Below are 25139 nucleotides of genomic sequence, written 5' to 3' on the forward strand. Positions count from 1 at the left end.
GGAGCCGATCGCGATCCGCGGGCAACCGCGGCGACCGGCGTATGCGATCCGTGACCTGGAGTTCCCGGGGGCGGTCCGTGCGCCGACGTCGCGTCCTGTCCGCCGAACCCGCGCCTGGCGCGCCCCTGGCGCGACCGGCGCGAGAAAGTGGCCGAGGGTGGCAGCGCAGGACAAGCAGGAGTACGGCGCCGAGTCGATCACCGTCCTCGAGGGGCTCGAGGCGGTGCGCAAGCGGCCCGGTATGTACATCGGGTCGACCGGCGAGCGCGGTCTGCACCACCTCGTGTGGGAGGTCGTGGACAACGCCGTGGACGAGGCGCTGGCCGGCTACTGCGACACCATCGACGTGGTGCTGCTGGCCGACGGTGGCGTCCAGGTCACCGACAACGGCCGAGGCTTCCCGGTCGACCTGCACCCCAAGCTCAAGAAGCCCGGTGTCGAGGTGGCACTGACCGTGCTGCACGCCGGCGGCAAGTTCGACGGCAAGGCGTACGCGGTCTCCGGCGGTCTGCACGGCGTCGGCGTCTCCGTCGTGAACGCCCTCTCCACCCGGATGGCGGTGGAGATCCACAAGTCCGGCTTCGTCTGGCGGCAGCAGTACTCCAACTCCAAGCCGTCGCCGCTGGAGAAGGGCGAGACCACCGACCGCACCGGCTCGGCGGTCTCCTTCTGGCCGGATCCGGACGTCTTCGAGACCGTCGACTTCGACTTCCAGACCATCTACCGGCGCCTGCAGGAGATGGCCTTCCTCAACCGGGCCCTCCGCATCCATCTGCTCGATGAGCGGGTCCCGGAGGGCGAGGAGGGCAAGCCGCGCGAGGTCACCTTCCTCTACGAGGGCGGCATCGCCGACTTCGTCCGGCACCTCAACGCCTCGAAGAACCCGATCCACAAGACGGTGGTCGAGTTCGGCGCGGAGGAGGAGGGCATGTCGGTCGAGATCGCCATGCAGTGGAACGAGTCGTACGGCGAGTCGGTCTACACCTTCGCGAACACGATCAACACGCACGAGGGCGGCACCCACGAGGAGGGCTTCCGGGCCGCGCTGACCAGCGTCGTCAACCGCTACGGCGCGGAGAAAAAGCTACTCAAGGGCGACGAGAAGCTCTCCGGCGAGGACATCCGGGAGGGCCTGGCGGCGATCATCTCGGTCAAGCTGGCCAACCCGCAGTTCGAGGGCCAGACCAAGACCAAGCTGGGCAACACGCCGGTGAAGAGCTTCGTGCAGCGGGTCTGCAACGAGTGGCTGGTCGACTGGTTCGACCGGAACCCGGCCGAGGCCAAGACCATCATTCAGAAGGCCTCCCAGGCGGCCCGGGCCCGGATCGCCGCGCAGCAGGCGCGCAAGCTGGCCCGGCGCAAGTCGCTGCTGGAGTCCGGCTCGATGCCGGGCAAGCTGGCCGACTGCCAGTCCACCGACCCGCGCGAGTCCGAGGTCTTCATCGTCGAGGGCGACTCGGCCGGTGGCTCGGCCAAGCAGGGGCGCGACCCGCGGACCCAGGCGATCCTGCCGATCCGCGGCAAGATCCTCAACGTGGAGAAGGCCCGGATCGACCGGGTGCTGAAGAACAACGAGGTCCAGGCGCTGATCACCGCGCTGGGCACCGGCATCCACGACGACTTCGACATCGAGAAGCTGCGGTACCACAAGATCGTGCTGATGGCCGACGCCGACGTCGACGGCCAGCACATCCAGACACTGCTGCTCACCCTGCTCTTCCGCTTCATGCGGCCGCTGGTCGAGCTGGGCCACGTCTACCTGGCCGCCCCGCCGCTCTACAAGATCAAGTGGAACAAGAAGGGCGACGACGCCCAGTACGCGTACTCGGACCGGGAGCGGGACGGGCTGATCGCGCTGCGCCAGCAGAAGAAGGCCAACGCCCGGCCGGACGACATCCAGCGGTTCAAGGGTCTCGGCGAGATGAACTATCCCGAGCTGTGGGAGACCACGATGAACCCGGCCACCCGCACCCTGCGCCAGGTCACGCTCGACGACGCCGCAACCGCCGACGAGCTGTTCAGCGTGCTGATGGGTGAGGACGTCGAGGCGCGCCGCTCGTTCATCCAGCGCAACGCCAAGGACGTGCGGTTCCTCGACATCTGACGGTGGTGGGCGGGTCGGCCGGGGACTCCCCGGCCGACCCGCCGGTCCACAGAGTTATCCACAGCTTGGCCGGTTTCCACAGCCGTTATCCACAGCACGAAAACGACTCTGAGTCTGATAAGGGTTAACAGTGACCGATACTCCCGAGTCCACCCCGAACGAGCCGGAGACCCCGGAGACAACCGTCGCGGCCGTCGTGCAGCACGACCGGATCGAGCCGGTCGGCCTCGAGGTCGAGATGCAGCGCTCGTACCTCGACTACGCGATGAGCGTCATCGTCGGGCGGGCCCTGCCGGACGTCCGGGACGGGCTCAAGCCGGTCCACCGCAAGATCCTTTACGCCATGTTCGACTCCGGCTACCGGCCGGACCGCGGCTACGTGAAGTGCTCCCGCGTCGTCGGTGACGTGATGGGTCAGTTCCACCCGCACGGCGACTCGGCGATCTACGACGCGCTGGTCCGGATGGCGCAGCCCTGGTCGCTGCGGTACCCGCTGGTGGACGGCAATGGCAACTTCGGCTCCCCGGGCAACGACCCGGCCGCCGCCATGCGGTACACCGAGTGCAAGCTCGACCCGCTGGCCATGGAGATGCTGCGGGACATCGACGAGGACACCGTCGACCTGCAGGACAACTACGACGGCCGGGCCAAGGAGCCCACCATCCTGCCGTCGCGGATCCCCAACCTGCTGGTCAACGGCTCCGAGGGCATCGCGGTCGGCATGGCCACCAAGATCCCGCCGCACAACCTGCGCGAGATCGGCGCGGCGGTGCAGTGGTGCCTGGAGCACCCGGAGGCGGACGAGGCGACCACCCTCGAAGCGCTGCTGGAGATCGTCAAGGGCCCCGACTTCCCCACCTACGGCCTGATCGTCGGCCAGGCCGCGATCCAGGACGCGTACCGGACCGGGCGCGGCTCGATCCGGATGCGCGCCGTGGTGGAGGTCGAGGAGGACAAGCGCGGCCGCCCCTGCCTGGTGGTCAGCGAGCTGCCCTACCAGGTCAACCCGGACAACCTGGCCGAACGGATCGCCGAGCTGATCAAGGAGGGCAAGCTCGCCGGCATCGCCGACATCCGCGACGAGTCCTCCGGGCGTACCGGCATGCGGATCGTGCTCGTGCTCAAGCGCGACGCGGTCGCCAAGGTGGTGCTGAACAACCTCTACAAGCACACGCAGCTCCAGGAGACCTTCGGCGCCAACATGCTGGCCTTGGTCGACGGGGTGCCGCGCACGCTGAACCTGGCCCAGTTCATCCGCTACTACGTCGAGCACCAGATCGACGTGATCCGCCGGCGGACCGCGTTCCGGCTGCGCAAGGCCGAGGAGCGGGCGCACATCCTGCGCGGTCTGGCCAAGGCGCTGGACGCCCTCGACGAGGTGATCGCCCTGATCCGGCGCTCGCCCACGGTGGACGACGCCCGGCAGGGCCTGATCCGGCTGCTGGAGATCGACGAGATCCAGGCGACCGCGATCCTGGACATGCAGCTGCGCCGCCTGGCCGCCCTGGAGCGGCAGCGGATCATCGACGACCTCACCAAGCTCGAGATCGAGATCGCCGACCTCAAGGACATCCTCGCCAAGCCGGAGCGGCAGCGCAGGATCGTCTCGGAGGAGCTCGGCGAGATCGTCGCGAAGTGGGGCGACGAGCGGCGTACGAAGATCGTGCCGTTCGACGGCGAGGTCTCCATGGAGGACCTGATCGCCCGCGAGGACGTGGTGGTCACGATCACCCGCACCGGGTACGCCAAGCGGACCAAGGTCGACCTGTACCGCTCGCAGCGGCGCGGCGGCAAGGGCGTCAGCGGCGCGACGCTGCGGCAGGACGACATCGTCAGCCACTTTTTCGTATGCTCCACCCACGACTGGATCCTGTTCTTCACGAACAAGGGCCGCGTCTACCGGGCCAAGGCGTACGAATTGCCGGAAGCCAGTAGGGTGGCCAAGGGCCAGCACGTGGCCAACCTGCTCGCCTTCCAACCGGACGAGCAGATCGCGCAGATCATCGAAATCCCGAACTACCAGGTGGCTCCCTACCTGGTACTGGCCACGAAGAACGGCCTGGTGAAGAAGACGCGGCTCGAGGAGTTCGACTCCCCCCGTTCCGGCGGCATCATCGCGATCAACCTGCGCGATGAGGACGAGCTGGTCGGTGCTGCCCTCGTCGCGCCCTCCGACGACCTGCTGATGGTGTCGAAGAAGGCGCAGGCGATCCGGTTCAACGCCTCCGACGAGGCGCTGCGGCCGATGGGGCGGGCGACCACGGGCGTGATCGGCATGCGCTTCACCGACGACGACGTGCTCCTGGCCATGGAGGTGGTTCGGGAGGGTCTGGACGTTCTGGTGGCCACGAACGGGGGATACGCGAAACGTACCCCGATCGAGGAATACCCGGTCCAGGGCCGGGGAGGTAAGGGCGTGCTGACTGCGAAGATCACCGAGCGACGCGGTGGTCTGGTCGGCGCGGTCGTGATCGACCCGGAGGACGAGCTGTTCGCCATCACGAGCAACGGCGGCGTCATCCGGACTCCGGTGAAGCCTGTACGCCGTACGCGTGACCGGAACACAATGGGGGTCAAGCTGATGGACCTCCCGGACGGCGTGACTATCGTGGCGATTGCTCGCAATGCCGACGAGCCTGACGAACAGGACTAGTTGAATGACGGAGACACAGGCGAAGTCGGGGAACAAGGGGACCTCGGCCACCCCGGTCGACGAAGAGGCCGCCAACAGCGGCACATCGGCGGCCGGCCGCGCCGCCGTGGGCCGGGCGACCGTCCCCGCCGACGCGCCTGCCCCGAAGTTCACCCGGGCTCCCGGCATGGCACCGCCGCCGGACAAGCCCGGGGAGGACTCGGGGGCGAGCGAGAAGGCCGAGACGCCGGGTGAGGCGCCGGCTTCCGTGGCCGCGCCGGTCAGCGCCCCGGTCGCGCCGGCCACCACCACCCAGCCGATCAAGGCGGGCACCGCCACGTCCCCGTCCAGCACCGGCACCCAGCCGAAGGTGGGCGGCCCGACCAGGCCGTCGCCCGACGGGGGCCGTCCGTCCGGCACCGCCCGCCCCGCCAACGGCGGCGGCCTGCCGCCGGGCATCAGCGGAGCGGCGGCCGTCGGGGCCGCCCGCGTGGGTGACGCGGTACGCGCCGCGCGCAACTCGGTCAGCTCGGCCGCCTCCCGCGGGCCGCGCCGGGCCCGGCTGAACCTCAAGCGGATCGACCCGTGGTCCGTGATGAAGTTCGCCTTCGCCGTCTCGGTGGTGCTCTTCATCGTGGTGGTCGTCGCCACCTCGGTGCTCTATCTGGCCCTGGACGCGATGGGCGTCTTCCAGAGCGTCAACGACAGCCTCACCGACCTGGTCAACGCCGGCGGGCAGAGCTCCGGCGGGTTCCAGATCACCGCCAAGGGCGTGATCCTCAGCTCGGCGCTGATCGGCCTGGTCAACGTCGTCCTGTTCACGGCGCTCGCCACCCTCGGCGCGTTCGTCTACAACGTCTGCGCCGACCTGGTCGGCGGGATCGAGCTGACGCTCGCCGAGCGCGACTGACACCCGACGACGCCGGGGCACCGCCAACCGCGGGCGCCCCGGCGTCGCCGTGTCCGGCCCCCTCTGCCCACCCGCCCGTCGTCGGCGCGCCCGCGGGCGTGACGGCGCACGGTTGCGGCGTGTCGCGGTGTCAGCTCTGGATCTTGTCGTGGCACCGCCCGGGGGAAAGCAGTCGCCGCCTCGTCGCCGGCACGGGTACCGTCGGGTGGGACGGGCGCCACGACCACCCCGATTTGGGACCGGACGTGGCGATGGGTTAACCTTGCTCGTCGCCACGCGGGGCTATAGCTCAGTCGGTTAGAGCGCAGAGCTGATAACTCTGAGGTCGCTGGTTCGATTCCAGCTAGCCCCACCGCACACCGTTCCGACGGCTAGTCGAGCGCGAGGGGTCGCCCCATGTTCAAGAAGCTTCTGTTCCTGGTCGGCGTCGTCGGCGTGGCCGCCCTGGTCGCCAAGAAGGTCAAGGCTTCCAACGACGAGCGCGCCCTCTGGCACGAGGCCACCACCGCGCCCGATCTGCGCTGATCGCGCTGGCACCGAGCCAGCACCGGCGGCTCCACCCGCCCTCGGGGCCCTAGCTCAACTGGCAGAGCACTGCCTTTGCAAGGCAGGGGTTAGGGGTTCGAGTCCCCTGGGCTCCACCAGCACTTTCCTTGGTTGGCCTCGGTCCCGGGTACAGCCATTCGTACAGCCACCGGTCAGCATCGACAGCAGCGTCTTGGCTTCTTCGGGAGTTAGAGCACGTCGCTCGGTCCGGCCGAGGGCGGGCGGCTTGGCTGCTTTGGCGACGGTGCGCGGGAACAGGTCCATCCGCTCGGCGTCGGCCAGGGCGACGCGCAGCACGGCGTGCGCATTGATGATGCTGGCCGGCGCGAGCTTGCCCCGCGGACCGGTCAGGAACCGCTGGACGTCCGCGCGGATCGCGGCATGTCGAATGTCCCCGTCACGCGCCGCCAAGGGAGCTGAACTGGATGCCGGCCAGCCGCCAGCCCTCGGGTAACTCGATCCAGGTCTGGCTGACGCGGACGGTCAACGCCATCTCCTGCCCGCGCCAGGTCGAGTGGCTGCGCTGGACGCACCGGACGATGGCCGCGTGACCGTAGAAACACACCTCTACTTCGCTGCTCTCCAGGCTGGTGTAGTCGAACTCGGCGAACTTGCCGACCCACTGTGCTTTGTCAAGTACATAGCCCTGCTCGCCGATGGACCGAAAGTCGTCGGCCAGCAATGCGTTCAGCACGTCAGTGTCAGCGCGTAGCTCGGCCTCGTCGAAGGCACGCTGGAGTCGATGAACCTCGGAGATCACGAACAGATCCTGCCCGACCGTCCGTTCCGGTGGAAGCCGACCCCGCGAAACCGATCAAGCCGCACGACCGGCACAGTAGGGCATCCGCTCATCGCCTGATCCGTGGCTCACGCTCTGCCGACTCGCCGCTAGGTCCTAGACCCTCTGTCGCACACACCTGACGGAGATGTGTAGCGGATCAGTTGGCGGATCATACCGGGGCAGCGCGAATGTGCGAGTCCCACCTGACGCTTGACGAATCCGTCCCAGGTGTTGCTTGACGGTTGGCCTAGAGATAAGTGCAGAGATCGCATCGCGTCCTGGCGCTACGGGGTCCTGGCGTGGTGGTGAACCGGCCCTCGGTGTGGCCTGGCCGATGATTCTTCCGCGCCGTGCTGGTCTGTACGCCGAGTACCGACTCACGGGAGGCTGACACCATGCGAAAACTGACCTTCGGCATGAACCTGAGCCTGGACGGCTACATCGCCGCGCCCGGCGACGACCTCGGCTGGAGTGTGCCGAGCGACGAGCTGTTCCAGTGGTGGTCCGACCGGGTGAGGGCGACAGGGATGGCGCTGTACGGGCGCAAACTGTGGGAGACGATGAGCTCCCACTGGCCGACCGCCGACCAGCAGCCGGGTGCCACACCGGCGGAGATCGAGTTCGCCCGCCGCTGGCGGGACATGCCGAAGGTGGTGTTCTCCTCGACGACCAGCACGGTCGACTGGAACACCCGCCTGGTCACCGGCGACGCGGTCACCGAGATCACCCGGCTCAAGGCCGAGGACGGCGGCCCCATGGATATCGGCGGTGCCACACTCGCCGCAGTGGCCATGCGGGACGGGCTGATCGACGAGTACGCGATCGTCACCCATCCGGTCCTGGTAGGTGGCGGCACGCCGTTCTTTGCGGCCCTGGACAACTGGGTGAAACTGACCCTGGTGGAGACCCGGACGTTCCCTGACGGCGTGGTCCTGACCAGGTACGAGACCAGGCGCTGAGTACCCCAACCTCGGATCGGCCCGGGCTTCGGGCCGCCCAAGGATCTCGTGGCGCTGTGTTTCGAGGCGATCGTGATACCCGTCCCGGATCACAGACCGTGTATGGCACAAGACACGCCTTGCCGTGCGCTGTCTAGTCCCACCTGATGCGTGACGTGACGGGACACCGGGGCAGCGCGAACAGTTGCCGAATTCCGCTCTATCAGATCAAGGCGGCCCGCAAAGCGGGCCGCGCCGGCCCGGCCCCGGCCTGCTGGCGATCTCCGGCCGGCATCGGCCGGGCCGGCCGGCCATGCTTGGAGACGACCAGGACTCGAAGACCTCGGGGGCTCCGCCCCGAACCCCGGCCCTCCTCAGAGATCGGCCGGGAGCGGATCACCTCGCCGGGCACCACAAGGGCTACCAGCCTCCCCGGACGGGGCCAAGATCGTACGTCCGGTAGGGCGCTCCACCTTGTCGCCGTCCGGGGAGGCTGGACGGTCTACGACTGCCCGACGAGGAGATCCGCCAGCGAGGCCAGGTCCGCAGGAGGTCCACGGACGGCGAGGGAGTGGTGAGAGATACCGAGTGGCGTTTCCGCTGCTAGAGCGCGAGCATCGCCGCCGCGACCTCACCGGCGGCCGCATCGGGGATCGCCGTCGCGGCCCGTTCGAGCACGAGCAGCCGCGCACCGGGGATCTCGCGCGCGAGCGCTTCGCCGTTGCCGACAGGGAAGAACGGGTCGCGGCGACCGTGCACCACCAGCGACGGGATCGCGAGCTCGGACAGGCGCTCGCGCCAGCGCGGCTCGCAGTCGAGCTTGGCGAACACCATGCCCAGGTGGTTGGCCATCTGCACCGCGGGCTCCGTGCCCGGCGTGCGGTCCCATCTGCGCTCGGCGGTCGCGCGCGCGGCGACGGGGTCGTCACCGAGGATCTCTGCGCCTGCGGCGGCGAACTCGGCCACCGCGGCGCGGTCTGACCAATCGGGCATCGAACGCGAGAACAACCGGGCCATCGTCGCCGCGTCATGGTCAGGCAGGTCGTCGTCGACCGGGCCTGGAGCGACGGGCCGCGTTCCTGCGAGGGTGAGCGCCGAGAACGCGTCCGGGTGGTCGAGCGCGGCGACCTGGGCGACCATTCCGCCAACGCCGATGCCTGCCAGGTGCGCCGGCCGGTCGTCGAGTTCGCGGGCGAGCGCCGCGGCGTCGGCTGCAAGATCGCGCAGCGTATACGCCGGAGCCTCGGGATCGACGGTGGTCGACGCGCCGGAATCGCGCAGGTCGTACCGCACAACGTGGCGCCCGCCGCGCGCGAGCGCCTCGCAGAGTGCGTCGGGCCAGGAGAGCATGGTCGTGCCGCCCGCGAGCAGGACGAGCGGCGCCGCCGTGTCGCCGAAGTGCTCGACCCCGAGCGTGACGCCGTCCGCCTCGACCGTCGTCATCATGCCTCCGCCGTCGCGATGACGCCGCCGGACGTGCGGAACGAGTGGACCGTCGGATACATCATGAACCTCCGGGGCGGCGTAGTGGACCGGTGGCGCGGGAACGGCGGCACAAGCTACGCGTCCCCGCCGGTGGTATGCGTCGCGTTGAACGTGCGCGACTGGGGTTGCCTCTCAGAGATGGACAACTGGCGGGGCGGAAACTCATCGGGGCCCTGTCCGCAAGGGAACGATGCCCGATCAGCCGCCTTCGCCCCATGGCTCGAGCAGTACAACACTCAACGGTGTCACACCGCACTCGGAGGACTTCCGCCGACCAGCCGCCTGTCACCAACGTTATGGCCGGGTACAGCTAGAGGTCCATACGTGCAGCTCGCCAGGTCGCTCAACTTGATCTCATAATTCTCCGGTCTCCGTGCCATCCACGTGCCAGTAGCCGGTACCCCGGACGGCCCCCAGGGGGCACGAACGGTCACGCGCTTCCTGCCTTGACCTGGCCCACCAGGTCCTTGTCGGCCGTGTTCTTCGTCCTTCCGAAATGACGGTGCGCCGGCCCGGAGGAAGCCTGACATCAACGTCTGTTCTAGCGTGTGTCGTGGCTGAGGGTGTGGGTGTGGGTGTGGGTGTGTGGATGCTGCACGCGGACCGGACCACGCTGGAGGGCCCAGTAGATGAGCAGATGCTGTCCGCCGTCCGGAGAGCGATCTCCGCGAGCCATGGCGAGATCTGGCTAGAGCACCAGCAGGGCCCCGTCCTCGGCATCGTCATCGGTGGCAACCGTGCGATGGTGCTGCGGCTGGCGGAGTCCGGAGACGCCGGCTTCCACGCCATCGACCCGGAGGCGTCGCCGGAACGGTCCGGAGAGTACGTCTTGGCCAACGGCCAGGTGGATCAGTACGCCGACCGTGACACCGTCGACGTCCGCCACGTCGTGCCGATCGTGACCCACTTCCTCGCCAGCCTGGATAGGTGGTCGGGTGTGGCGTGGCAGGACGACAACGCGATCTAACGCTGTAGGTGGGGATGGACAGGCCCGTTTCGGAAGCGCCACGGATATTGCCACGCTCGAGACGGGTGTAGTAGTCGAGGCTGACCCCGGCGAGCATGGCGACCTCTTCGCGCCGCAAGCCCGGCACGCGTCGCTCTCCGCCGTAGTCGGGAACGCCGCTTGCTCAGGGGTCACGTTCGCGCGACGAGAGATCAGAAATTCTCCGACCTCGTCCTTGGTGCTCATGACTTCCACGGTAGCCACGCTTCAGAGTCGCTTGAGGGGGCCCGTCAGTACCCCGACGCCTCAAGCGGCTGGTTCCTGCCGGATTCGTAAGAACGCCTCCGCCCGCCCCGCTGTGACGGTGCGGGGCGGGCGGGGAGTGCGTGCGGGTCGCGTCAGGCGGTGAGGAGCACCTTGATGGCGCGCCGCTCGTCCATCGCCTGGTAGCCCTCCGCGGCCTCCTCCAGCGGCAGCGTCAGATCGAAGACCTTGCCGGGGTCGATCTTGCGGTCCCAGATCAGCTGGATCAGGTCGGGCAGGAACCGGCGCACCGGCGCAGGGCCGCCGTGCAGATGGATGTCGGCGAAGAACAGCTCCAGGCCGGGCAGCTCGACATCGTGGCTGACGCCCACGAAGCCGACGTGCCCGCCGGGCCGGGTGGACCGGATGGCCTGCATCATCGACTCCTGGGTGCCGACCGCCTCGATCACGCTGTGCGCACCCAGTCCGTTCGTAAGCTCCTTGATCTTCGCCACGCCCTCGTCGCCGCGCTCCTGCACCATGTCGGTCGCGCCGTAGAACCGGGCCAGCTCCTGCCGCTGAGGGTTGCGGGACATCGCGATGATCCGCGCTGCGCCCAGCTGCTTGGCGGCGAGGACGCCCATCAAGCCAACAGCGCCGTCACCGACGACCGCGACCGTCTTGCCAGGGCCGGCCTCGGCGGCGACGGCAGCGAACCAACCGGTGCCGAGCACGTCGGACGCGGCCAGCAGCGACGGGATCAGCCCCGGGTCCGGCTGCCCCGGCGTGGCAACCAGGGTGCCATCCGCCAGGGGAATACGCGCCTTCTCGGACTGGGTCCCTACCGTCGCCGACACGAATTCGCCGTGCACGCAGCGGGACTGGTAGCCGGACCGGCAGATCTCGCACGTGTTGTCGGAGATGACGAACGACCCGACGACGAAGTCGCCGACCTTGACGTTCTTCACCTCGGGGCCGATCTCCTCGACGACGCCCACGTACTCGTGACCCATGATCTGATCCTTGACGGGCTCGAGGCCCCGGTACGGCCACAGATCGGAACCGCAGATACAGCTCGCGGTCACGCGGATGATGGCGTCGGTGGGCTCGATGATCTTCGGGTCTTCACGCTCCTCGACGCGGACATCGCCGGCGGCGTGCATAACTACTCCGCGCATCGGGTGTATCTCCTTGCTCTGATGGTGCCTGCGGCGCCGAGCCGAGTCTTGGAAGCTGCGGCATCCCCGTCTTCCCGACCCATGAAACTTCTGCGTCGGCCCCGCTGGGAGGGTGTGACAGACCCCCTCAGACGTCGTCCCGCGCTGACCCGCCCGAAACTCCTGCCATCGGCCTGCTAGGCCCTTGCGGTACCAACGGTGACAGCAACCGAGGCGGGCTCCGGCATGCCGGGCGTTCGTCCGGGTACGTGCCGACCGTGACCTTCTCGATCGCCGCACGGTGTCCGCGTACCGGCCAACTCCGGGTGGGAGCCCTGACGGCCAGACCCGCGGTCGGCAAGCTCGTCGCACACGTCCACTCGGGCAGGGGTGCGGTGGCGACCCAGGCCACCCCCAACCCGTTCCTGGCCTACGACGGCCTGCCGATGCTCGACGAGGGCCGCTCGCCGCAGGACGTCGTGACCGAGCTGCTGGCCCGGGACCCCGGTCGGGAGGTGCGGCAGGTCGGCATGGTCGACCGCCAGGGTCGCTCGCACGCCTTCACCGGCTCCCGGACAAGTGCCTGGGCGGGGCACCGCACCGGGCGGGATTACGCGGTGCAGGGCAACCGCCTGGGGGCCCGGAGACCCTCGCGGAGATCATCCGGGTGTTCGAGGACAGTCGGGAACTCGACCTGGCGGAGCGGCTCGTGCTCGCCATCGCGGCCGCCGAGGAGGCCGGCGGTGACCGGCACGGCGCACGATCGGCGACCGTGACGGTGGTCGGCGATCAGCCGTACCCGCTCTGGGACGTGCGGGTCGACGACGCCGAGCATCCGGCGTGGGAACTGCGCCGGCTGCACGGCGTCTTCCAGCAGGAAGTGCTGCCGACCATCCAGGGGCTGCCCACCCGCGACGACCCCATGGGCGAGGCCGCCCGGCAGGCGCTCGGGGCGAAGATGGAACACAAGACACCGTCAGACGCCGTCAACCAGCCAGCAACGATGGCAAGCCGCGAAGCCCTTTGAGCAAGGGTCGGTAGCGTTTCCGCCCCGATATTGTGCGGGGCATGATCAATTCGTACGCGAACCTTGACGATGCCGGGGTTGCGGTAGCAGCGGCCGGTGCCGGCGCGGACGTGGTGCGCAACATGTACGGCCAGCGGCTCACCCGCATCGACAAAGGCGCGGGGGATTTCGCCACCGCCGCCGATGTGGAGGCTGAGCAGAGGATTCTCGCCGTCATCCGGGCTGCTCGGCCCGATGACGCGGTGCTCGGCGAGGAAGGCGGGCAGCGGGGCGTGGCCGACGCCGTGCGCCAGTGGTTGGTGGATCCCCTGTGCGGCACGCTCAACTACGCAGTCGGCAACATGCTGGTGGCCGTCAACGTGGCGCTGCGCAATGGGGCAGCGGCGGTGGCCGACCCGTTCAGCGGCGAGGTCTTCTTCACCGACGGTGAGACCGCCTGGGTACGGCATGACGGTGTCGATGCGCAGCTGACGCCCACGCCCGCCACCCAGCTGGTGGACGTCAACCTGGATCCGCCGTTTCCGAGCGCGCCCGGATTCCGGGCCGTGGACCTGCTGGCCCACCCTGGGTTCGTCGAACGGTTCCGGCCGCGGGTCGTGTCCACAACGCTGGCCTTGGCCTGGGTCGCGGCCGGCAAGCGCGCCGCGTACGTCACCGATGGCGGTGACCTGGCCGAGAGCGTGCATTTCGCCGCCGGCATCGCCTTGTGCCGGGCCGCCGGCTGCGTCGTCACCGGAATCGACGGTGCCCCGATGGGGCGCGCGGGCCGCGGGCTTGTGGTGGCCGGCGACGCAGAGACCCACGGGCTGCTGATGTCGATGATCGGCAGCCGAAGCCAGAAGCGGTGACCCGTCCAGCGCCGCTACAACCAGCTTGTCGGCGAGCCGGTCCGACCCGCTGGGCTACCCGGCCGCGCTGTGGTCAGTTTCCTCTCAGGCAGAACTCGTTGCCGTCGGGATCGGCCAGCACGACGGCACCGTCCTCACCGACCTCGAGCCGAGTGGCCCCGAGGGAGACCAGCCGGTCGACCTCCGCTTGCTGGTCGCCACCGGCCGGGGCGAGCTCGAAGCGCTGCCGGTTCCGCACCTCTTTCGGGGCCACGGGCGGGCCTCCCCACGCGACCTTTGTGCCGCCGTGCGGTGACTGGATCGCGGTCTCCTGGTCCTGGTCCCACACCAGCGGCCAGCCGAGCGCCTCGCTCCAGAACACGCCGACCTCCCGGGTGCCGTCGCAGGCGACCTCCCCGAGCAGGCCGCAGCCGGCGAGGAAGGCATTGCCCGGCTCGATCACGCAGAACGCGTTGCCCTCGGGGTCGGCCAGGACGACATGCCCCTCCTCGGGGCGCTGCCCGACGTCGAGGTGGCCGGCGCCGAGCCCCAGCGCCGTCGCCACCGTGTGCTCCTGGTCGGCGTTGCTGGCGCTGGTCAGGTGAAGGTGCAGGCGGCGGTTCGGCCCCACCTGCTCCGCGCCGCCCGGGACGAACCGGAGGCTGAGCTGGGCGTCGTCACCAGGCAGGAGCGCGCCACCGGCGTCCTCGACGACCTCTCGGCCGAGCAGGCCGGCCCAGAACTGCGCCACGCGAGCCGGGTCGTGCGCATCGAAGGTCACCGTCAGCATCGGGGAGAGCATCACTGCACGGTAGACACGGGCCAACAGGACAACAAGGCGGTTTTGGAGAGGTCGGTGCGGGAGTGGCAGGTAGGACCTGCGCCCAGTCCCGCCGGTGGCGCGGGCGAGCCGCCTCTCGCTAGCGGCCCTGCTCGATGCTGGCGAGCAGCTCGACGACCCGACTCCTGATCTCGTCGCGAACCTGACGTACGACCTCGACGGGCTGCCCGGCCGGGTCGGTGAGCTTCCAGTCCTCGTAGCGCTTGCCGGGGAAGACGGGGCAGGCATCGCCGCAGCCCATGGTGACGATGACGTCGCTGGCTTCGGCCGTGTCCCAGGTGAGGCGGTTCGGGATCTGGCCGGTGATGTCGATGCCGACCTCGCGCATGGCGTCGACGGCAACGGGGTTGATCCGGTCTGCGGGTTCACTGCCGGCGGAGCGGACCTCGACGGTGTCTCCGGCGAGGTGGCGCAGCCATCCGGCGGCCATCTGGGATCGGCCGGCGTTGTGGACGCAGACGAACAGGACGCTGGTCTTGTCGCTCATCAGTGGGTCTTCCTGTCAGTTGATGGTGGGGCTGCGACGTTCGATGAGGGTGACGTCGCGCCAGGTGCCGTGGTGGCGGCCGATGCGCCGGCGGGTGCCGACGACGCGGAAGCCGCAGGCGGTGTGCAGGGCCAGGCTGGCGGTGTTCTCGGGGAAGATGCCGGACTGGATGGTCCAGATCCCGGCCTGCTCCGTGGAGGTGATCAGGGCGTCGAGCAACAGACGACCGACTCCTCGCCCGCGGGCTTCGGGGTGGACGTAGACGGAGTGTTCGACCACACCGGCGTACACGCACCGGTCGGAGACCGCCGAGCAGGCGATCCAGCCCAGGACGCGGCCGGTCTGGTCGACGGCGACCCAGCGCTGGTCCGGCATCCGGGTGGCGGTGAACCTCTCCCAGGTCGGCGGCTCGGTCTCGAAGGTGGCGTGGCCGGTGGCGATGCCGAGCCGGTAGATGTCGAGCACGGCTTCGGCGTGCGCGTCGCCCATCGCGGCGATCCTGATCCCGTTCACCGGTTCTCCTCGTCGAGCTGGGGGACGACGACGGCGTCGGCCGCGTCCCCGCTGTCGGGGTACCAGAGGGCGAGCGCGGCGACGGCGACCAGGCCGCCGGCGAGCTGGGCGGCGACGAAGCCGGGCACGGATGTCGGCATGATGCCGGCGAACGTGTCGGTGAAGGCACGCCCGATGGTGACCGCCGGGTTGGCGAACGAGGTCGACGACGTGAACCAGTAGGCGGCGCCGATGTAGGCGCCCACGGCTGCCGGCGCGGCGGCGGAGCGGCCGCTGCGGGCGAGAGCGAAGACCAGGACGACCAGGCCGGCGGTGGCCACGACCTCGGCCAGCCACAGGTTCCCGCCGGTGCGGGCGGTGCCGGACCAGGTCACGGCGGGCAGCCCGAACATGAGGTCGGCCAGGATCGCCCCGGCGATCGCCCCGGTGACCTGGGCTGCCGTGTAGGCCGCGAGGTCCCGGACGGTCAGGCCGGTGCCGGCGCGTCGCCCGAGCCACCAGTCGACGGCGGAGACGACCGGGTTGAAGTGCGCGCCCGACACCGGCCCGAAGGTCAGGATCAGCGCGCCGAGGGCCAGGGCGGTGGCGATCGCGTTCTCCAGCAACTGGAGGCCGACGTCGTCCGGCGAGAGACGGGCGGCGGCGATCCCGGAGCCGACGACGGCGGCGACGAGCAGTGCGGTGCCGGCGAACTCGGCAGTGGCCCGGCGCGGCAGGGCCAGGCTCACGCGCCGGCCTCGACGGCGGGCCGGGCGGGGATGTCCAGGAGCACGCCGAGCTGGCGGAACGCCTCCGCCTTGGCCCGGTACCAGACCCAGGTCCCGCGCCGCTCCGAGTCGACCAGGCCCGCCTCGCGCAGCACCTTCAGGTGGTGGGAGATGGTCGGCCCGGACAGGTCGAACGCGGGGGTCAGGTCGCAGACGCAGATCTCCGGCACCGAGGCGATCATCGACATCAGCCGCAGCCGGACCGGGTCACCCAGGGCCTTGAACATCGGCGCGACGACCTCCGCCTGCGCGGCGTCCAGCGGACTCGCGGCGATCGGAGGGCAGCAGGCCACCGCTTGCAGGTCCACCACCGGCAGCGCTTGTTTCGACATACCTCTAGGTTGACAGACCTCAAAACAAGGTGCAACAGTGGGGTCCTGTTTCGAAAACCGTCTAGACAAGCCGGTTGAGCCGTCCCAGGAGGAGAACCATGTCCCGCGTCCAGCTCGCCCTGCGCGTTTCCGACCTCGAAGGCTCCGTCGCCTTCTACTCCAAGCTGTTCGGCGTCGAGCCGGCGAAGCGTCGCCCCGGCTACGCCAACTTCGCCGTCGAGAACCCGCCGCTGAAGCTCGTCCTGCTCGAAGGCGAGCCCGACCAGCCCACCGTGATGGACCACCTCGGGGTGGAGGTCTTCAGCACCGACGAGGTCAGCGCGGCGACCCGGCGCCTCACCGACGCCGGTCTCATCACGCTGGAGGAGAACAGCACGGAGTGCTGCTACGCCCTCCAGGACAAGGTCTGGGTACGCGGACCCGGCAACGAGCCGTGGGAGGTCTACACCGTCAAGGCCGACTCCCCCCAGCTGGAGAAGGCGACCGCGAGCGCCTGCTGCACCCCGGCCGCCGAGAAGGAGCCCGCCACCAGCGGAGCCGCCGCAAGCTGCTGCTGACCGCCGCGGCTGCCTGCCCCACCGAGCGCGTGCGGCAGGAACGACGAGGCTTGGCTGTACGGGATCCGTACAGCCAAGTCCGTCGGCCGGGACAGCGGGCGGCGGCAGGGGCTACCTATCCTCTGCGCCATGGGCGCTCTCAAACCGTGGCATCTGCTCGCTCTGATGATCTGTGTGCTCCTACCGACCGCGGCGGCGGTCGTGGGCGGGGTCTGGGCGGTCCGTCGCTCACGCAACCGCCGATGAGCGACCCCACGCCGCAGGTCCTCCAGCTGTACTGCCGGGTGGAGGTGTCGGTCACCGACCCCGCCGCCCTGACCGCACACGCGGTGGCCCAGCTCCGCACGGCCGACATCGACTGGTCGCGGGAGGAGGACGACCTGGACTCGGCGGTCGCGGAACTGCGCGGCGACGCGGCCCGTGCGCTCGGGTCGGTCGCCGACATCAGCCGGATCCTCGACGACGTGCCGGGAGTGGAGTTCCGGGGCGGGGCGTGCCGGGCAGAGGTCGCCCAGCACGGTGAGCCCGGGTGGGCAGCGGCCGGCCCTGACCGGGCGACGCACCGCCCGGCCGACCGGAGGACCGGTACGTCGGCAGGCTAGCGTCGGGGCGTGAGCACCGGATCCCCACGCGTCCTGCCCGCCGACAGCGGCATCGCCGAGGCTGCCGCCGTCCTGCGCGACGGCGGGCTGGTGGCCTTCCCGACCGAGACCGTCTACGGCCTCGGTGCGAACGCCCTGGACGCCCGGGCCGCCGCCCGGATCTTCGAAGCCAAGGCCCGGCCCAGCTTCGACCCGCTGATCACCCACCTGGCCGACGCCGCCGACCTGGAGAAGCTCGTCGGGCCGGTGCCGCCGGCGGTGGCCGCGCTGGCCGAGCGGTTCTGGCCGGGGCCGCTCACGCTGATCGTGGACCGGCCCGCCGAGATTCCGCCGATCGTCACCTCGGGGCTGGACACCATGGCCGTCCGGGTGCCGGACGAGCCCTCCGCGCGGGCCCTGATCCGGGCCGCCGGGGTGCCGGTGGCGGCGCCGAGCGCGAACCGCTTCGGGCAGCTCAGCCCGACCCGGGCCGAGCACGTGGTCAAGGGGCTCGGCGCGGCGGTGGACGTGGTGCTCGACGGCGGGCCGACCCGGTGCGGGATCGAGTCGACCATCGTCGACGCGCGCGGCGCGCAGCCGGTGGTGCTGCGGCTCGGTGCGCTCGCGCTGGAGGAGCTGGTCGAGGCGGTCGGGCCGGTGAGCGTACGGCCGGGCAGTTCCGGGCAGCCGGTGGCGCCGGGGACGCTGGCCGCGCACTACGCGCCGCGTACCCCGTTGCGGGTGGTGGCGGGGGCGCAGCCGGCGCCGGCCGACGGCGGCCGGCGCGGTTTCCTGGCCTTCCGGGAGCGGCCGGCCGACGGGTACGCGGCGGTCGAGGTGCTCTCGCCGGCCGGGGACGTGACCGAGGCCGCCGCCCGGCTCTTCGACGCCCTGCACCGGCTGGACGCGGCCGGGGTGACCGAGATCCTGGCCGAGGCGGCGCCCGACACCGGGGTGGGCCGCGCGATCAACGACCGGTTGCGTCGCGCCGCCGCCACCTGGGACCCGGCCGGCTGACGCTCGGATGCATGGTCGCGCGGACCGGGGGTACCGATTCAGTTACCAACCCCCGGAAAGCGAGGTGTCCCATGCCGACCGCACGCGACATCATGACCAACGACGTGACCTGCGTCCGTGAGCAGGACGACCTGCGGGCCGCCGCCAAGCGGATGGCCGAGCTGGGCGTCGGCTCGCTGCCGATCTGCGGCGACGACAACAAGCTGAAGGGCATGCTCACCGACCGCGACATCGTGGTGAAGGTTCTCGCGCAGGGCAAGGACCCGGCCAACGTGACGGCCGGTGAGCTGGCCCAGGGCGAGGCGGTGACCATCGGCGCCGACGACGACGCCGCGGAGATCCTGCGCACGATGGGCCAGCACAAGGTGCGCCGGCTGCCGGTGATCGACGGGCACGAGCTCGTCGGGATCGTGGCGGTGGCCGACGTGGCCCGGTCGCTGCCCGAGCGCCCGGTGGGCGACCTGATCGAGGCCATCTCCGAGCGCTCCTGATCCCGTCCCATCATCGATCGCCGCCCTCCGGCTCCGCGCCGGACGGCGGCGATCGGTGTACGGAGGTCCAGCTCAGACGGTCAGCGGCACGGTCTCGCCACGCAGGATGGTGCGCACCCCCGACACCAGCCCGCGCCGCTTCGCCTCCTCGACGAAGTGCCGCAGCGGCGACCGGAACACCGGGTAGTCGTCGTAGTGGATCGGCACGGTCAGCTTCGGCCGGATCAGCTCGACCAGGTCGGCGCCCTGCTTCGCGTCCATGGTGAGCAGGATGCCGGCGACCCTCGTGCCGCCCAGGTGGATCAGCATCGCGTCGATGTCCGGGAAGCGCTGCGGGATCTCGGCGAGCTGCGGCCGGCGCAGGGTGTCCCCGGTGACGTAGAGGCGGAACCGGCGCGTCCCGTCCCGCTCCAGGTCGATCATCGTGCCCATCACGTCGGGCAGCAGCCGGTCCAGCGCCCCCGGGCCGTGCTGACCGGGCAACGAGGTCAGCCGCAGGGTGGCGGACCCCCGGCTCAGCTCGCGGGACCGCCAGGTGGGCAGCCCTTCGGCGGCCCGGAATCCCCACTTGCGCAGCTTCCGCTCGGCCGCCTGGGTGGTGATGATCGGCAACTCGCGGTCGAGCCCCTTGCGGGCCACCCGGTCGAAGTGGTCGCCGTGCAGGTGGGACAGGACCACCGCGTCCAGCGCGGGCAGTTCGGGGATGGTCAGCGCCGGCTCGGTGCTGCGACGGGACCACAGCCCCTTACCCAGGTACGCCCGCTGGCCCCGGTGCAGGAAGTTCGGATCGGTCAACAGGGTGAAGCCCCCGATCCGCAGCACCGTCGTCGCGGTGCCGATGAACGTCACGTTTGGCTGGTCCGTCTCCACGTGTCCACCTCCACCCGGCCCGTACCCGGGACGGGCGCGGCCATGCGGCCCGCCGCCCCAGCGACCGGGACGTCTACTCCGGCGCGGACCCTTCACCGCCCGGCCCGGCGGCGGCGCCGGCATCGGCCGTCTCGTCTCCGGAGGCCGCTCCGTCGCCGGTCGGCGGGAAGCGCTCGACCAGTCGGGTCAGCGCGCCGTTGGCGAAGGTGGCGCCGAGCGCCGAGCCGGCGGCGATGCCCCACCCGACCGGCCCGAGCGGGGTGCAGCCGAAGAACTGGCTCACCCCGGGCGTCTGCACCACCGCGCCCAGCACCCCGAGGGACACGGCGGTGGAGACGAGCACCATCGGGCTGGTGCCGCCGGCCAGCACCGTCTGCCCGAGCTGGGTGCCGACCAGCGACACCAGCGCCACCGTGCCGGCCCGTCTGCGCCGTCCGGTGTACCGGGCGAGCGTCCAGCCGGCGGTCGCGCCGAGGGTGGTGGCCGCCGCGCGCAGGCCGATCTCCCGGGTCATCGTCTCGCCGAGGGAGGTGTCCGGCCCCTCGCGCAGCAGCCCGTCGGCGTGGTCGGCGCCGGGTGGTCGGACCGCGATGGCCAGCGCCGGCGCCAGGTCGGTGAGCAGGTTGACCAGGAGGAGCTGCCGCCCGGTCAACGCGGACCGGCCGGTCGCCGCGGCGGTCAGCACACTGAACGCGATCTCGCCGAGGTTGCCGCCGACCAGGATGCTCAGCGCGTGGCGTACCGAGGACCACATCGCCCGCCCCTCGACCAGGGTGGCGATGATGGTCTCCAGCCGGTCGTCGGTGACCACCAGATCGGCGGCGGCCCGTGCGGCGGGGGTGCCCCGCTGGCCGAGGGCGATACCCACGTCGGCCAGCCGGATCGCCGGCGCGTCGTTGGCGCCGTCGCCGGTCATCGCCACGGTACGGCCGCACTTCTGCAACGCCTGGATGATCCGCACCTTGTGGGTGGGGGTGCAGCGGGCGACCACGTCGGTGCGGGCCAGCCGCTCGCCGAGCGCGTCGTCGTCGAGCTGGTCCAACTCGGTGGCGGTCACCACCCGCTGTGCGTCGTGGCCGTCGCTGATGATCGAGGCGATCGCCTCGGCGGTGGCCGGATGGTCTCCGGTGATCATGATGGTGTGCACGCCGGCCTGCCGGATCCGGCGCACGGCCGGGGCGGCGCTCTCCCGCACCCCGTCGGCGAGGGCGAGGAAGCCGACGAAGGCCAGGTCGGCCACCTGGTCGTCGGTGACCGTCTCGGCGCCCACCCGGCACTCGGCGACGGCGAGGATGCGGTGCCCGGCCCGGGCCCGGTCGGCGAGCATCGCGTGCAGCCCGGCCCGTCCGTCGTCGTCCAGGTGCTCGTCCCGGCCACCCGGGGTACGCCAGGCGCTGCACCGGGGCAGCACCGTCTCCGGGGCTCCCTTGACGCTGAGCAGCAGCCGGTCACCGGTCCGCCCGACGGTGGCGTGATAGCCGCGGGACGGCTCGAAGGGCAGCCCACCGACCGCCGCCCAGCCGTCCGCGCCGACCTGCTCGACCACCCCGGCGTCCCGGGCGCCGTGCCGGACCGCCCGGTCGGTGTGCTGGGGCAGCTCGTCCGGGTCGTCGGCGGCCGGGGTGGCCCGCAGCGCGGCGGCGAGGGTCGACCGCAGCCCGTCGTCGAGTCGGTCCACCGGGGCGTACCGGCCGTCGTCGCCGACGCCGGCCAGCCGCAGGCTCCCCTCGGTGAGGGTGCCGGTCTTGTCGAAGCAGAGCACGTCGACCCGGCCCAGCGCCTCGATGGTGCGCGGGTTGCGAACCAGCGCCCCGTGCTCGGCCAGCCGCCGGGCCGCGGCCAGCTGCGCGGCGCTGACCAGGAACGGCAGCCCCTCCGGCACCGAGGCCACGGCCAGGTTCGCGGCGGTCGCCGCCGTCTCCGCCAGGGGTACGCCCCGCAGCAGCCCCGCCCCGGCCACCGCGATCGCCGATCCGGCCGCCAGTGGGAGCGCCGCGCTGGTCAGCTTGCCGAGCCGGGCCTCCACCCCGCTGGCCGGCGGCGCCTGCCCGGCCAGCGCGAGACTGCGACCGGACTCGGTCTCGGCGCCGGTCGCCACCACCACGGCGGCGCCGTGTCCGGCGGCGACGGTCGTCCCCTCGTAGAGCATCGAGTGGCGGTCCGCCACGGCGGCGGCGACCACCGGTTCGACGGTCTTGCCGACCGGCAGCGACTCCCCGGTCAGCGACGACTCGTCCGCCTCCAGCCCGTCGGCCGTGAGTACCCGGCAGTCGGCCGGCACCGCGTCGCCCGGCCCGAGCGTCACCACGTCGCCCGGCACCAGTTCCTCGGCGGGGAGTACGCGCTCGGCCCCGTCGCGCAGGACTCGCGCGGTGACCTCCGTACGGGACAGCAGCTCGGCCAGGGACCGTTCGGTGTTGCGCTGGTGCACCGCCCCGATCAGCGCGGAGCCGCCCACCACCCCGCCGACCAGGGCGGCGTCGACCAGCGAGCCGAACACGGTGGAGAGCACCGCCCCGGCGACCAGCACCGGGGTGAGCGGGTTGGACAGTTCGTCGACGAAGGCGCGTAGCAGGCCGCCGCCCATGCCGGGCCCCGCGCCCGTGCCGGCGGTGTGCCGGCGGCGCGCCTCGGCGTCGGCCAGCCCGCCGGGAGTGGTGTCGAGCTGCCGCAGCACGGTGTCCACCGGCATCAGGTGCCAGGCGGTGGTGGCCGGGGTAGGCGCGCCGTCCGGGTGGGGCAGCCGGTGCGCCCGCCAGACGCCGTGGGCGAAGGCCAGCGCGGCCGTGCCGTTCACCGCCGACAGGGCCCGGCCCGGGAGCTGTTCGCGCTCGGCGGTGAGGGCGCCCAGCGCGCCGAGGCCGGCGCCGGCCATGGCGAGCCGGATGTTCTGCCGGGTCATCCGGTGGGCCACCCCCGCCGCCTCGATGACCAGGGCCGGGATCCGCAGGTCGGTGCCGACCAGCAGGTGGGCGCCCCAGGGCGGCAGCGCCTCCGGGTCGGCGACGCCGAGGCCGCAGTCGGACGCGGCGAGCGCCGCCCGGTCACCGGACACCACCAGCACCACCGCGCCCTCGCGTTGCAGGGTGCGCACCGACTCGGCGAGGCGGTCACCGCCGGGCAGGACGGCGTCGGCGAAGGCGTACCGCTGCGGGTCGTCGCCGGCCACGACCAGCCGTAGGCCGGCCTGCCGGGCGGCGGTGGGCAGCGCGTCGACGCCCGGCGCCGGCTCCGGTTCGACCCGGATGACCGCGGCGAGGGTGTCGTGGTGGGCGAGCCCCAAAAGTTGGCCGCCGCCCTCGCGCAGCCGGCTGCTGTCCGGGGTGTCCCCGGGATCGGTGACGTCGAGCCCGTCGAGCGGGCCGAGCCGCCAGCCGTCCGCCTCCCGCGAGGCGTCCGGGTCGGCCGGGTCGAAGAGCGCGAACGCGCGGGTGGCCACCTCGCCGGTCGCAGCGCCGTCCAGCGGGGCCAGGTCGGCGAGCACGCCCCGGGCCGAGCCCAGCACGGCCGCGTCCAGCAGCACCGTGTCGATCCGGTCCAGTTCGCGCAGCACGCTGCGGTCCATCGCGATCACGCCACGCCGGGCGAGCATCCGGCCGAGCTGCGCGGCGTACCCCTCGCGGCCGCTGCCCGGGGCCTTCGGCAGCGAGGACAGGGCGAGCGCGGCGGCCCGCTTGCCGCCGACGACCGGCACCGCGGCGGCCCCGGCCGCCGCTCCGGCGGCCAGCGCCCAGCTGTTGTACCGCTCGACGGGGCCGTCGGCCTTCGGCTGGCCCCGCTCGGTGGCGGGCGAGCGGGCCACGGCCCGCTCCGGGTCGCCGGTCAGCCGCGGTTCGGCCTTGTTCCAGGCGGAGAGTTGCGCCCGCGCCTCGCCCCACTGCACGATCCGCTGCACGCTGTCCAGGGCGATGCCGGTCCAGCCGCCGGTGAGCCCCTGGACGACCGCCTCGGCCAGCGGGAACAGCACCTCGGCGCGGGGGTCGGCGCGCAGCCCCCGGTCGGCCAGTGCGTGCAGCTTCGGGTGCAGGTCGATCGCGCCCAGCAGGCCGGCCACCTCGCCGGGGACCGGTGTGAAGGGCAGGATCCGGGTGGCCGCCGAGATGGTCAGGCCGAACGCGTCGGAGGCGAGCGCGCCGAGCGTCCGGGGCGTCCGCGGCCCCTCCTCGGGCGGGTGCGGGGGCGGGATCTCCGGATCGGGCTCGTACGGGCAGACCCGTTCGGTGCGGGCCACCGTGGCGATCAGGTCGCGCAGCCGGGGCTTCGGCTCGTCGACGGCCACCACCACGCGCCCGGACGGCGCGTTGACCCGGGCCCAGGCCACCCCGGGCATCCGTTCCAGCGCCGTCTCGACCTGCCGGGCCAGCCGGTCGCCGCCGTCCTGGCAGACGCCGTGCACCTCGATGTGGTGCCGCCCGCCGCGCGACCAGACCCGGCGCTGCGTCAGACCGACCGCGCGGACCAGCCGCGACGCGACCGAGCCGACGGTACGGGACGCGTCGGCGACCAACGGTGGCACCGGCGGGAGCACACGGTCGGCGACCCGGCCCAGCGCCGTCATCGAGCGGTACGGCCGAGCCGCCGGCCCCGCTCCCCGCTGTGCCCGCCGCTGCTGCCGTACGCCATCTCGCCTCCCGCGCTCGTCAGGCGGCCTGGCTTCCCGGCGAGCCGCTCGTTATGCCGTCGCGGAAAGGGAAGTTTGCGCCGGGTGGGGGCGCATGGAGGCGGGGTGCACGTGGAATCCGGGTGGACGTCGGAGGACTCGGATCAGGGGGAGGCCGGAAATGAGCACCATCACGCGACACCTCAGCGGCGGGCAGGAGATGGTCCGTGCGTACACCCGCCGGGTACAGGTCCCGATGATGGGCGAGGTGGCGGTGCCGCCGCCGGACAAGCTCGCCTACTACGCGGGGCTGGGGGTGCTGGCTGCTCTCCAGGTGATCGAGTGGCCCCTGGCACTGGTGGTGACCGCCGGTCACGTCCTCGCCGACCAGCACATGTCCGGCCTGGTCAAGGGGCTCGGCGAGGCGCTTCAGTCGGCCTGACGAGACCGGGCTCACGGTTGACCTCAACCCGGGTTGAGGTCGCAG

Annotated in this window: 22 protein-coding genes, 2 tRNA genes and 3 pseudogenes; 16 read left to right on the top strand and 11 right to left on the bottom strand. The window is 71.5% G+C overall.

Features of this window, described 5'->3' with window-relative positions; translation table 11 throughout:
• Nucleotides 1-157 precede the first annotated feature (157 nt).
• From gyrB to V6U89_RS07770, 6 genes are all read left to right on the top strand, one after another.
• Nucleotides 158-2104 (top strand): DNA topoisomerase (ATP-hydrolyzing) subunit B, encoded by a 1947-nt coding sequence (gene gyrB, locus V6U89_RS07745; RefSeq protein WP_334569987.1) that lies wholly within the window; start codon nt 158-160, stop codon nt 2102-2104.
• A gap of 130 nt (nt 2105-2234) precedes the next feature.
• Entirely contained in the window at nt 2235-4757 is a 2523-nt protein-coding gene (gyrA, locus tag V6U89_RS07750) for a DNA gyrase subunit A (protein ID WP_334569988.1), read from the top strand.
• Between the two features lie 4 nt (nt 4758-4761).
• Nucleotides 4762-5646 carry a DUF3566 domain-containing protein gene (locus V6U89_RS07755; protein WP_334569990.1) on the top strand — a complete coding sequence of 295 codons (885 nt, stop codon included), beginning with the start codon at nt 4762-4764 and terminating at the stop codon, nt 5644-5646.
• 278 nt (nt 5647-5924) lie between these two features.
• Nucleotides 5925-5998, top strand: a tRNA-Ile gene (locus V6U89_RS07760).
• A 44-nt stretch (nt 5999-6042) separates the two neighbouring features.
• On the top strand, nt 6043-6171 hold the full coding sequence (locus V6U89_RS07765) for a DLW-39 family protein (protein WP_210774060.1): 129 nt from the start codon (nt 6043-6045) through the stop codon (nt 6169-6171).
• Nucleotides 6172-6214: 43 nt separating this feature from the next.
• A tRNA-Ala gene (locus tag V6U89_RS07770) sits at nt 6215-6290 on the top strand.
• 299 nt (nt 6291-6589) lie between these two features.
• Here V6U89_RS07770 and V6U89_RS07775 read toward each other — a convergent pair.
• On the bottom strand, nt 6590-6952 hold the full coding sequence (locus tag V6U89_RS07775; RefSeq protein ID WP_334569991.1) for a nuclear transport factor 2 family protein: 363 nt from the start codon (nt 6950-6952) through the stop codon (nt 6590-6592).
• 416 nt (nt 6953-7368) lie between these two features.
• On the opposite strand from V6U89_RS07775, the gene V6U89_RS07780 reads away from it, so the two are divergent.
• The gene (locus tag V6U89_RS07780) at nt 7369-7932 is read left to right on the top strand and encodes a dihydrofolate reductase family protein (RefSeq protein WP_334569992.1); all 564 of its coding nucleotides are present in this window, start codon (nt 7369-7371) and stop codon (nt 7930-7932) included.
• A gap of 582 nt (nt 7933-8514) precedes the next feature.
• Here the strand turns inward: V6U89_RS07780 and V6U89_RS07785 are convergent.
• Nucleotides 8515-9354: an alpha/beta fold hydrolase gene (locus V6U89_RS07785; RefSeq protein WP_334569993.1), complete on the bottom strand. Its 840-nt coding sequence runs from the start codon at nt 9352-9354 to the stop codon at nt 8515-8517.
• Between the two features lie 228 nt (nt 9355-9582).
• Here V6U89_RS07785 and V6U89_RS07790 point away from each other — a divergent pair.
• Together V6U89_RS07790 and V6U89_RS07795 are read left to right on the top strand one after the other, a co-directional pair.
• Nucleotides 9583-9690 (top strand): annotated as a pseudogene (locus V6U89_RS07790) (integrase core domain-containing protein); the annotation flags it as partial.
• Nucleotides 9691-9985: 295 nt separating this feature from the next.
• Entirely contained in the window at nt 9986-10363 is a 378-nt protein-coding gene (locus V6U89_RS07795) for a hypothetical protein (protein WP_334570155.1), read from the top strand.
• Between the two features lie 28 nt (nt 10364-10391).
• Here V6U89_RS07795 and V6U89_RS07800 read toward each other — a convergent pair.
• Together V6U89_RS07800 and V6U89_RS07805 are read right to left on the bottom strand one after the other, a co-directional pair.
• Nucleotides 10392-10588, bottom strand: a pseudogene (locus V6U89_RS07800) (transcriptional regulator); the annotation flags it as partial.
• Between the two features lie 152 nt (nt 10589-10740).
• A complete protein-coding gene (locus V6U89_RS07805; protein WP_334569994.1) occupies nt 10741-11748 on the bottom strand; it encodes a zinc-dependent alcohol dehydrogenase family protein in 1008 nt (335 codons plus the stop codon).
• A 320-nt stretch (nt 11749-12068) separates the two neighbouring features.
• Here V6U89_RS07805 and V6U89_RS07810 point away from each other — a divergent pair.
• Both V6U89_RS07810 and V6U89_RS07815 read left to right on the top strand, forming a co-directional pair.
• Nucleotides 12069-12769: pseudogene (locus tag V6U89_RS07810) on the top strand (DUF1028 domain-containing protein).
• Nucleotides 12770-12810: 41 nt separating this feature from the next.
• Nucleotides 12811-13617, top strand: coding sequence for an inositol monophosphatase family protein (locus tag V6U89_RS07815; protein ID WP_334569995.1), 807 nt, complete (start codon nt 12811-12813; stop codon nt 13615-13617).
• A gap of 73 nt (nt 13618-13690) precedes the next feature.
• Here V6U89_RS07815 and V6U89_RS07820 read toward each other — a convergent pair whose 3' ends face one another.
• The 5 genes from V6U89_RS07820 to V6U89_RS07840 all read right to left on the bottom strand — a co-directional run bounded on the left by V6U89_RS07820 (nt 13691) and on the right by V6U89_RS07840 (nt 16536).
• On the bottom strand, nt 13691-14398 hold the full coding sequence (locus V6U89_RS07820; protein WP_334569996.1) for a VOC family protein: 708 nt from the start codon (nt 14396-14398) through the stop codon (nt 13691-13693).
• A 118-nt stretch (nt 14399-14516) separates the two neighbouring features.
• A complete protein-coding gene (locus V6U89_RS07825; RefSeq protein WP_334569997.1) occupies nt 14517-14924 on the bottom strand; it encodes an arsenate reductase ArsC in 408 nt (135 codons plus the stop codon).
• A 15-nt stretch (nt 14925-14939) separates the two neighbouring features.
• Nucleotides 14940-15413, bottom strand: a complete 474-nt coding sequence (locus V6U89_RS07830; protein WP_334570147.1) for a GNAT family N-acetyltransferase — start codon at nt 15411-15413, stop codon at nt 14940-14942.
• Nucleotides 15414-15433: 20 nt separating this feature from the next.
• Entirely contained in the window at nt 15434-16165 is a 732-nt protein-coding gene (locus tag V6U89_RS07835; RefSeq protein ID WP_442933885.1) for an aquaporin, read from the bottom strand.
• Nucleotides 16162-16536 (bottom strand): ArsR/SmtB family transcription factor, encoded by a 375-nt coding sequence (locus V6U89_RS07840; RefSeq protein ID WP_334569998.1) that lies wholly within the window; start codon nt 16534-16536, stop codon nt 16162-16164. Before V6U89_RS07840 ends, V6U89_RS07835 begins: the two co-directional genes overlap by 4 nt.
• Nucleotides 16537-16634: 98 nt before the next feature.
• Here V6U89_RS07840 and V6U89_RS07845 point away from each other — a divergent pair, with 98 nt between their 5' ends.
• The 4 genes from V6U89_RS07845 to V6U89_RS07860 all read left to right on the top strand — a co-directional run bounded on the left by V6U89_RS07845 (nt 16635) and on the right by V6U89_RS07860 (nt 19182).
• Nucleotides 16635-17093 carry an ArsI/CadI family heavy metal resistance metalloenzyme gene (locus tag V6U89_RS07845; RefSeq protein ID WP_238448616.1) on the top strand — a complete coding sequence of 153 codons (459 nt, stop codon included), beginning with the start codon at nt 16635-16637 and terminating at the stop codon, nt 17091-17093.
• Between the two features lie 242 nt (nt 17094-17335).
• Nucleotides 17336-17695: a hypothetical protein gene (locus V6U89_RS07850; RefSeq protein ID WP_334569999.1), complete on the top strand. Its 360-nt coding sequence runs from the start codon at nt 17336-17338 to the stop codon at nt 17693-17695.
• A 33-nt stretch (nt 17696-17728) separates the two neighbouring features.
• The gene (locus V6U89_RS07855; RefSeq protein WP_334570148.1) at nt 17729-18691 is read left to right on the top strand and encodes an L-threonylcarbamoyladenylate synthase; all 963 of its coding nucleotides are present in this window, start codon (nt 17729-17731) and stop codon (nt 18689-18691) included.
• A 71-nt stretch (nt 18692-18762) separates the two neighbouring features.
• Complete coding sequence (locus V6U89_RS07860; protein WP_154940985.1) at nt 18763-19182, top strand: CBS domain-containing protein; 420 nt, start codon at nt 18763-18765, stop codon at nt 19180-19182.
• A 72-nt stretch (nt 19183-19254) separates the two neighbouring features.
• Here the strand turns inward: V6U89_RS07860 and V6U89_RS07865 are convergent, their stop codons facing one another.
• Together V6U89_RS07865 and V6U89_RS07870 are read right to left on the bottom strand one after the other, a co-directional pair.
• Nucleotides 19255-20052, bottom strand: a complete 798-nt coding sequence (locus V6U89_RS07865) for an MBL fold metallo-hydrolase (protein ID WP_334570000.1) — start codon at nt 20050-20052, stop codon at nt 19255-19257.
• A 73-nt stretch (nt 20053-20125) separates the two neighbouring features.
• Nucleotides 20126-24610 carry a cation-translocating P-type ATPase gene (locus tag V6U89_RS07870; RefSeq protein WP_334570001.1) on the bottom strand — a complete coding sequence of 1495 codons (4485 nt, stop codon included), beginning with the start codon at nt 24608-24610 and terminating at the stop codon, nt 20126-20128.
• A gap of 223 nt (nt 24611-24833) precedes the next feature.
• Here V6U89_RS07870 and V6U89_RS07875 point away from each other — a divergent pair, with 223 nt between their 5' ends.
• Nucleotides 24834-25094 carry a hypothetical protein gene (locus V6U89_RS07875; protein ID WP_334570002.1) on the top strand — a complete coding sequence of 87 codons (261 nt, stop codon included), beginning with the start codon at nt 24834-24836 and terminating at the stop codon, nt 25092-25094.
• Nucleotides 25095-25139 lie beyond the last annotated feature (45 nt).

Origin of the sequence: Micromonospora sp. CPCC 206171, assembly GCF_036906755.1 — a bacterium.
GTDB lineage: Bacteria > Actinomycetota > Actinomycetes > Mycobacteriales > Micromonosporaceae > Micromonospora > Micromonospora purpureochromogenes.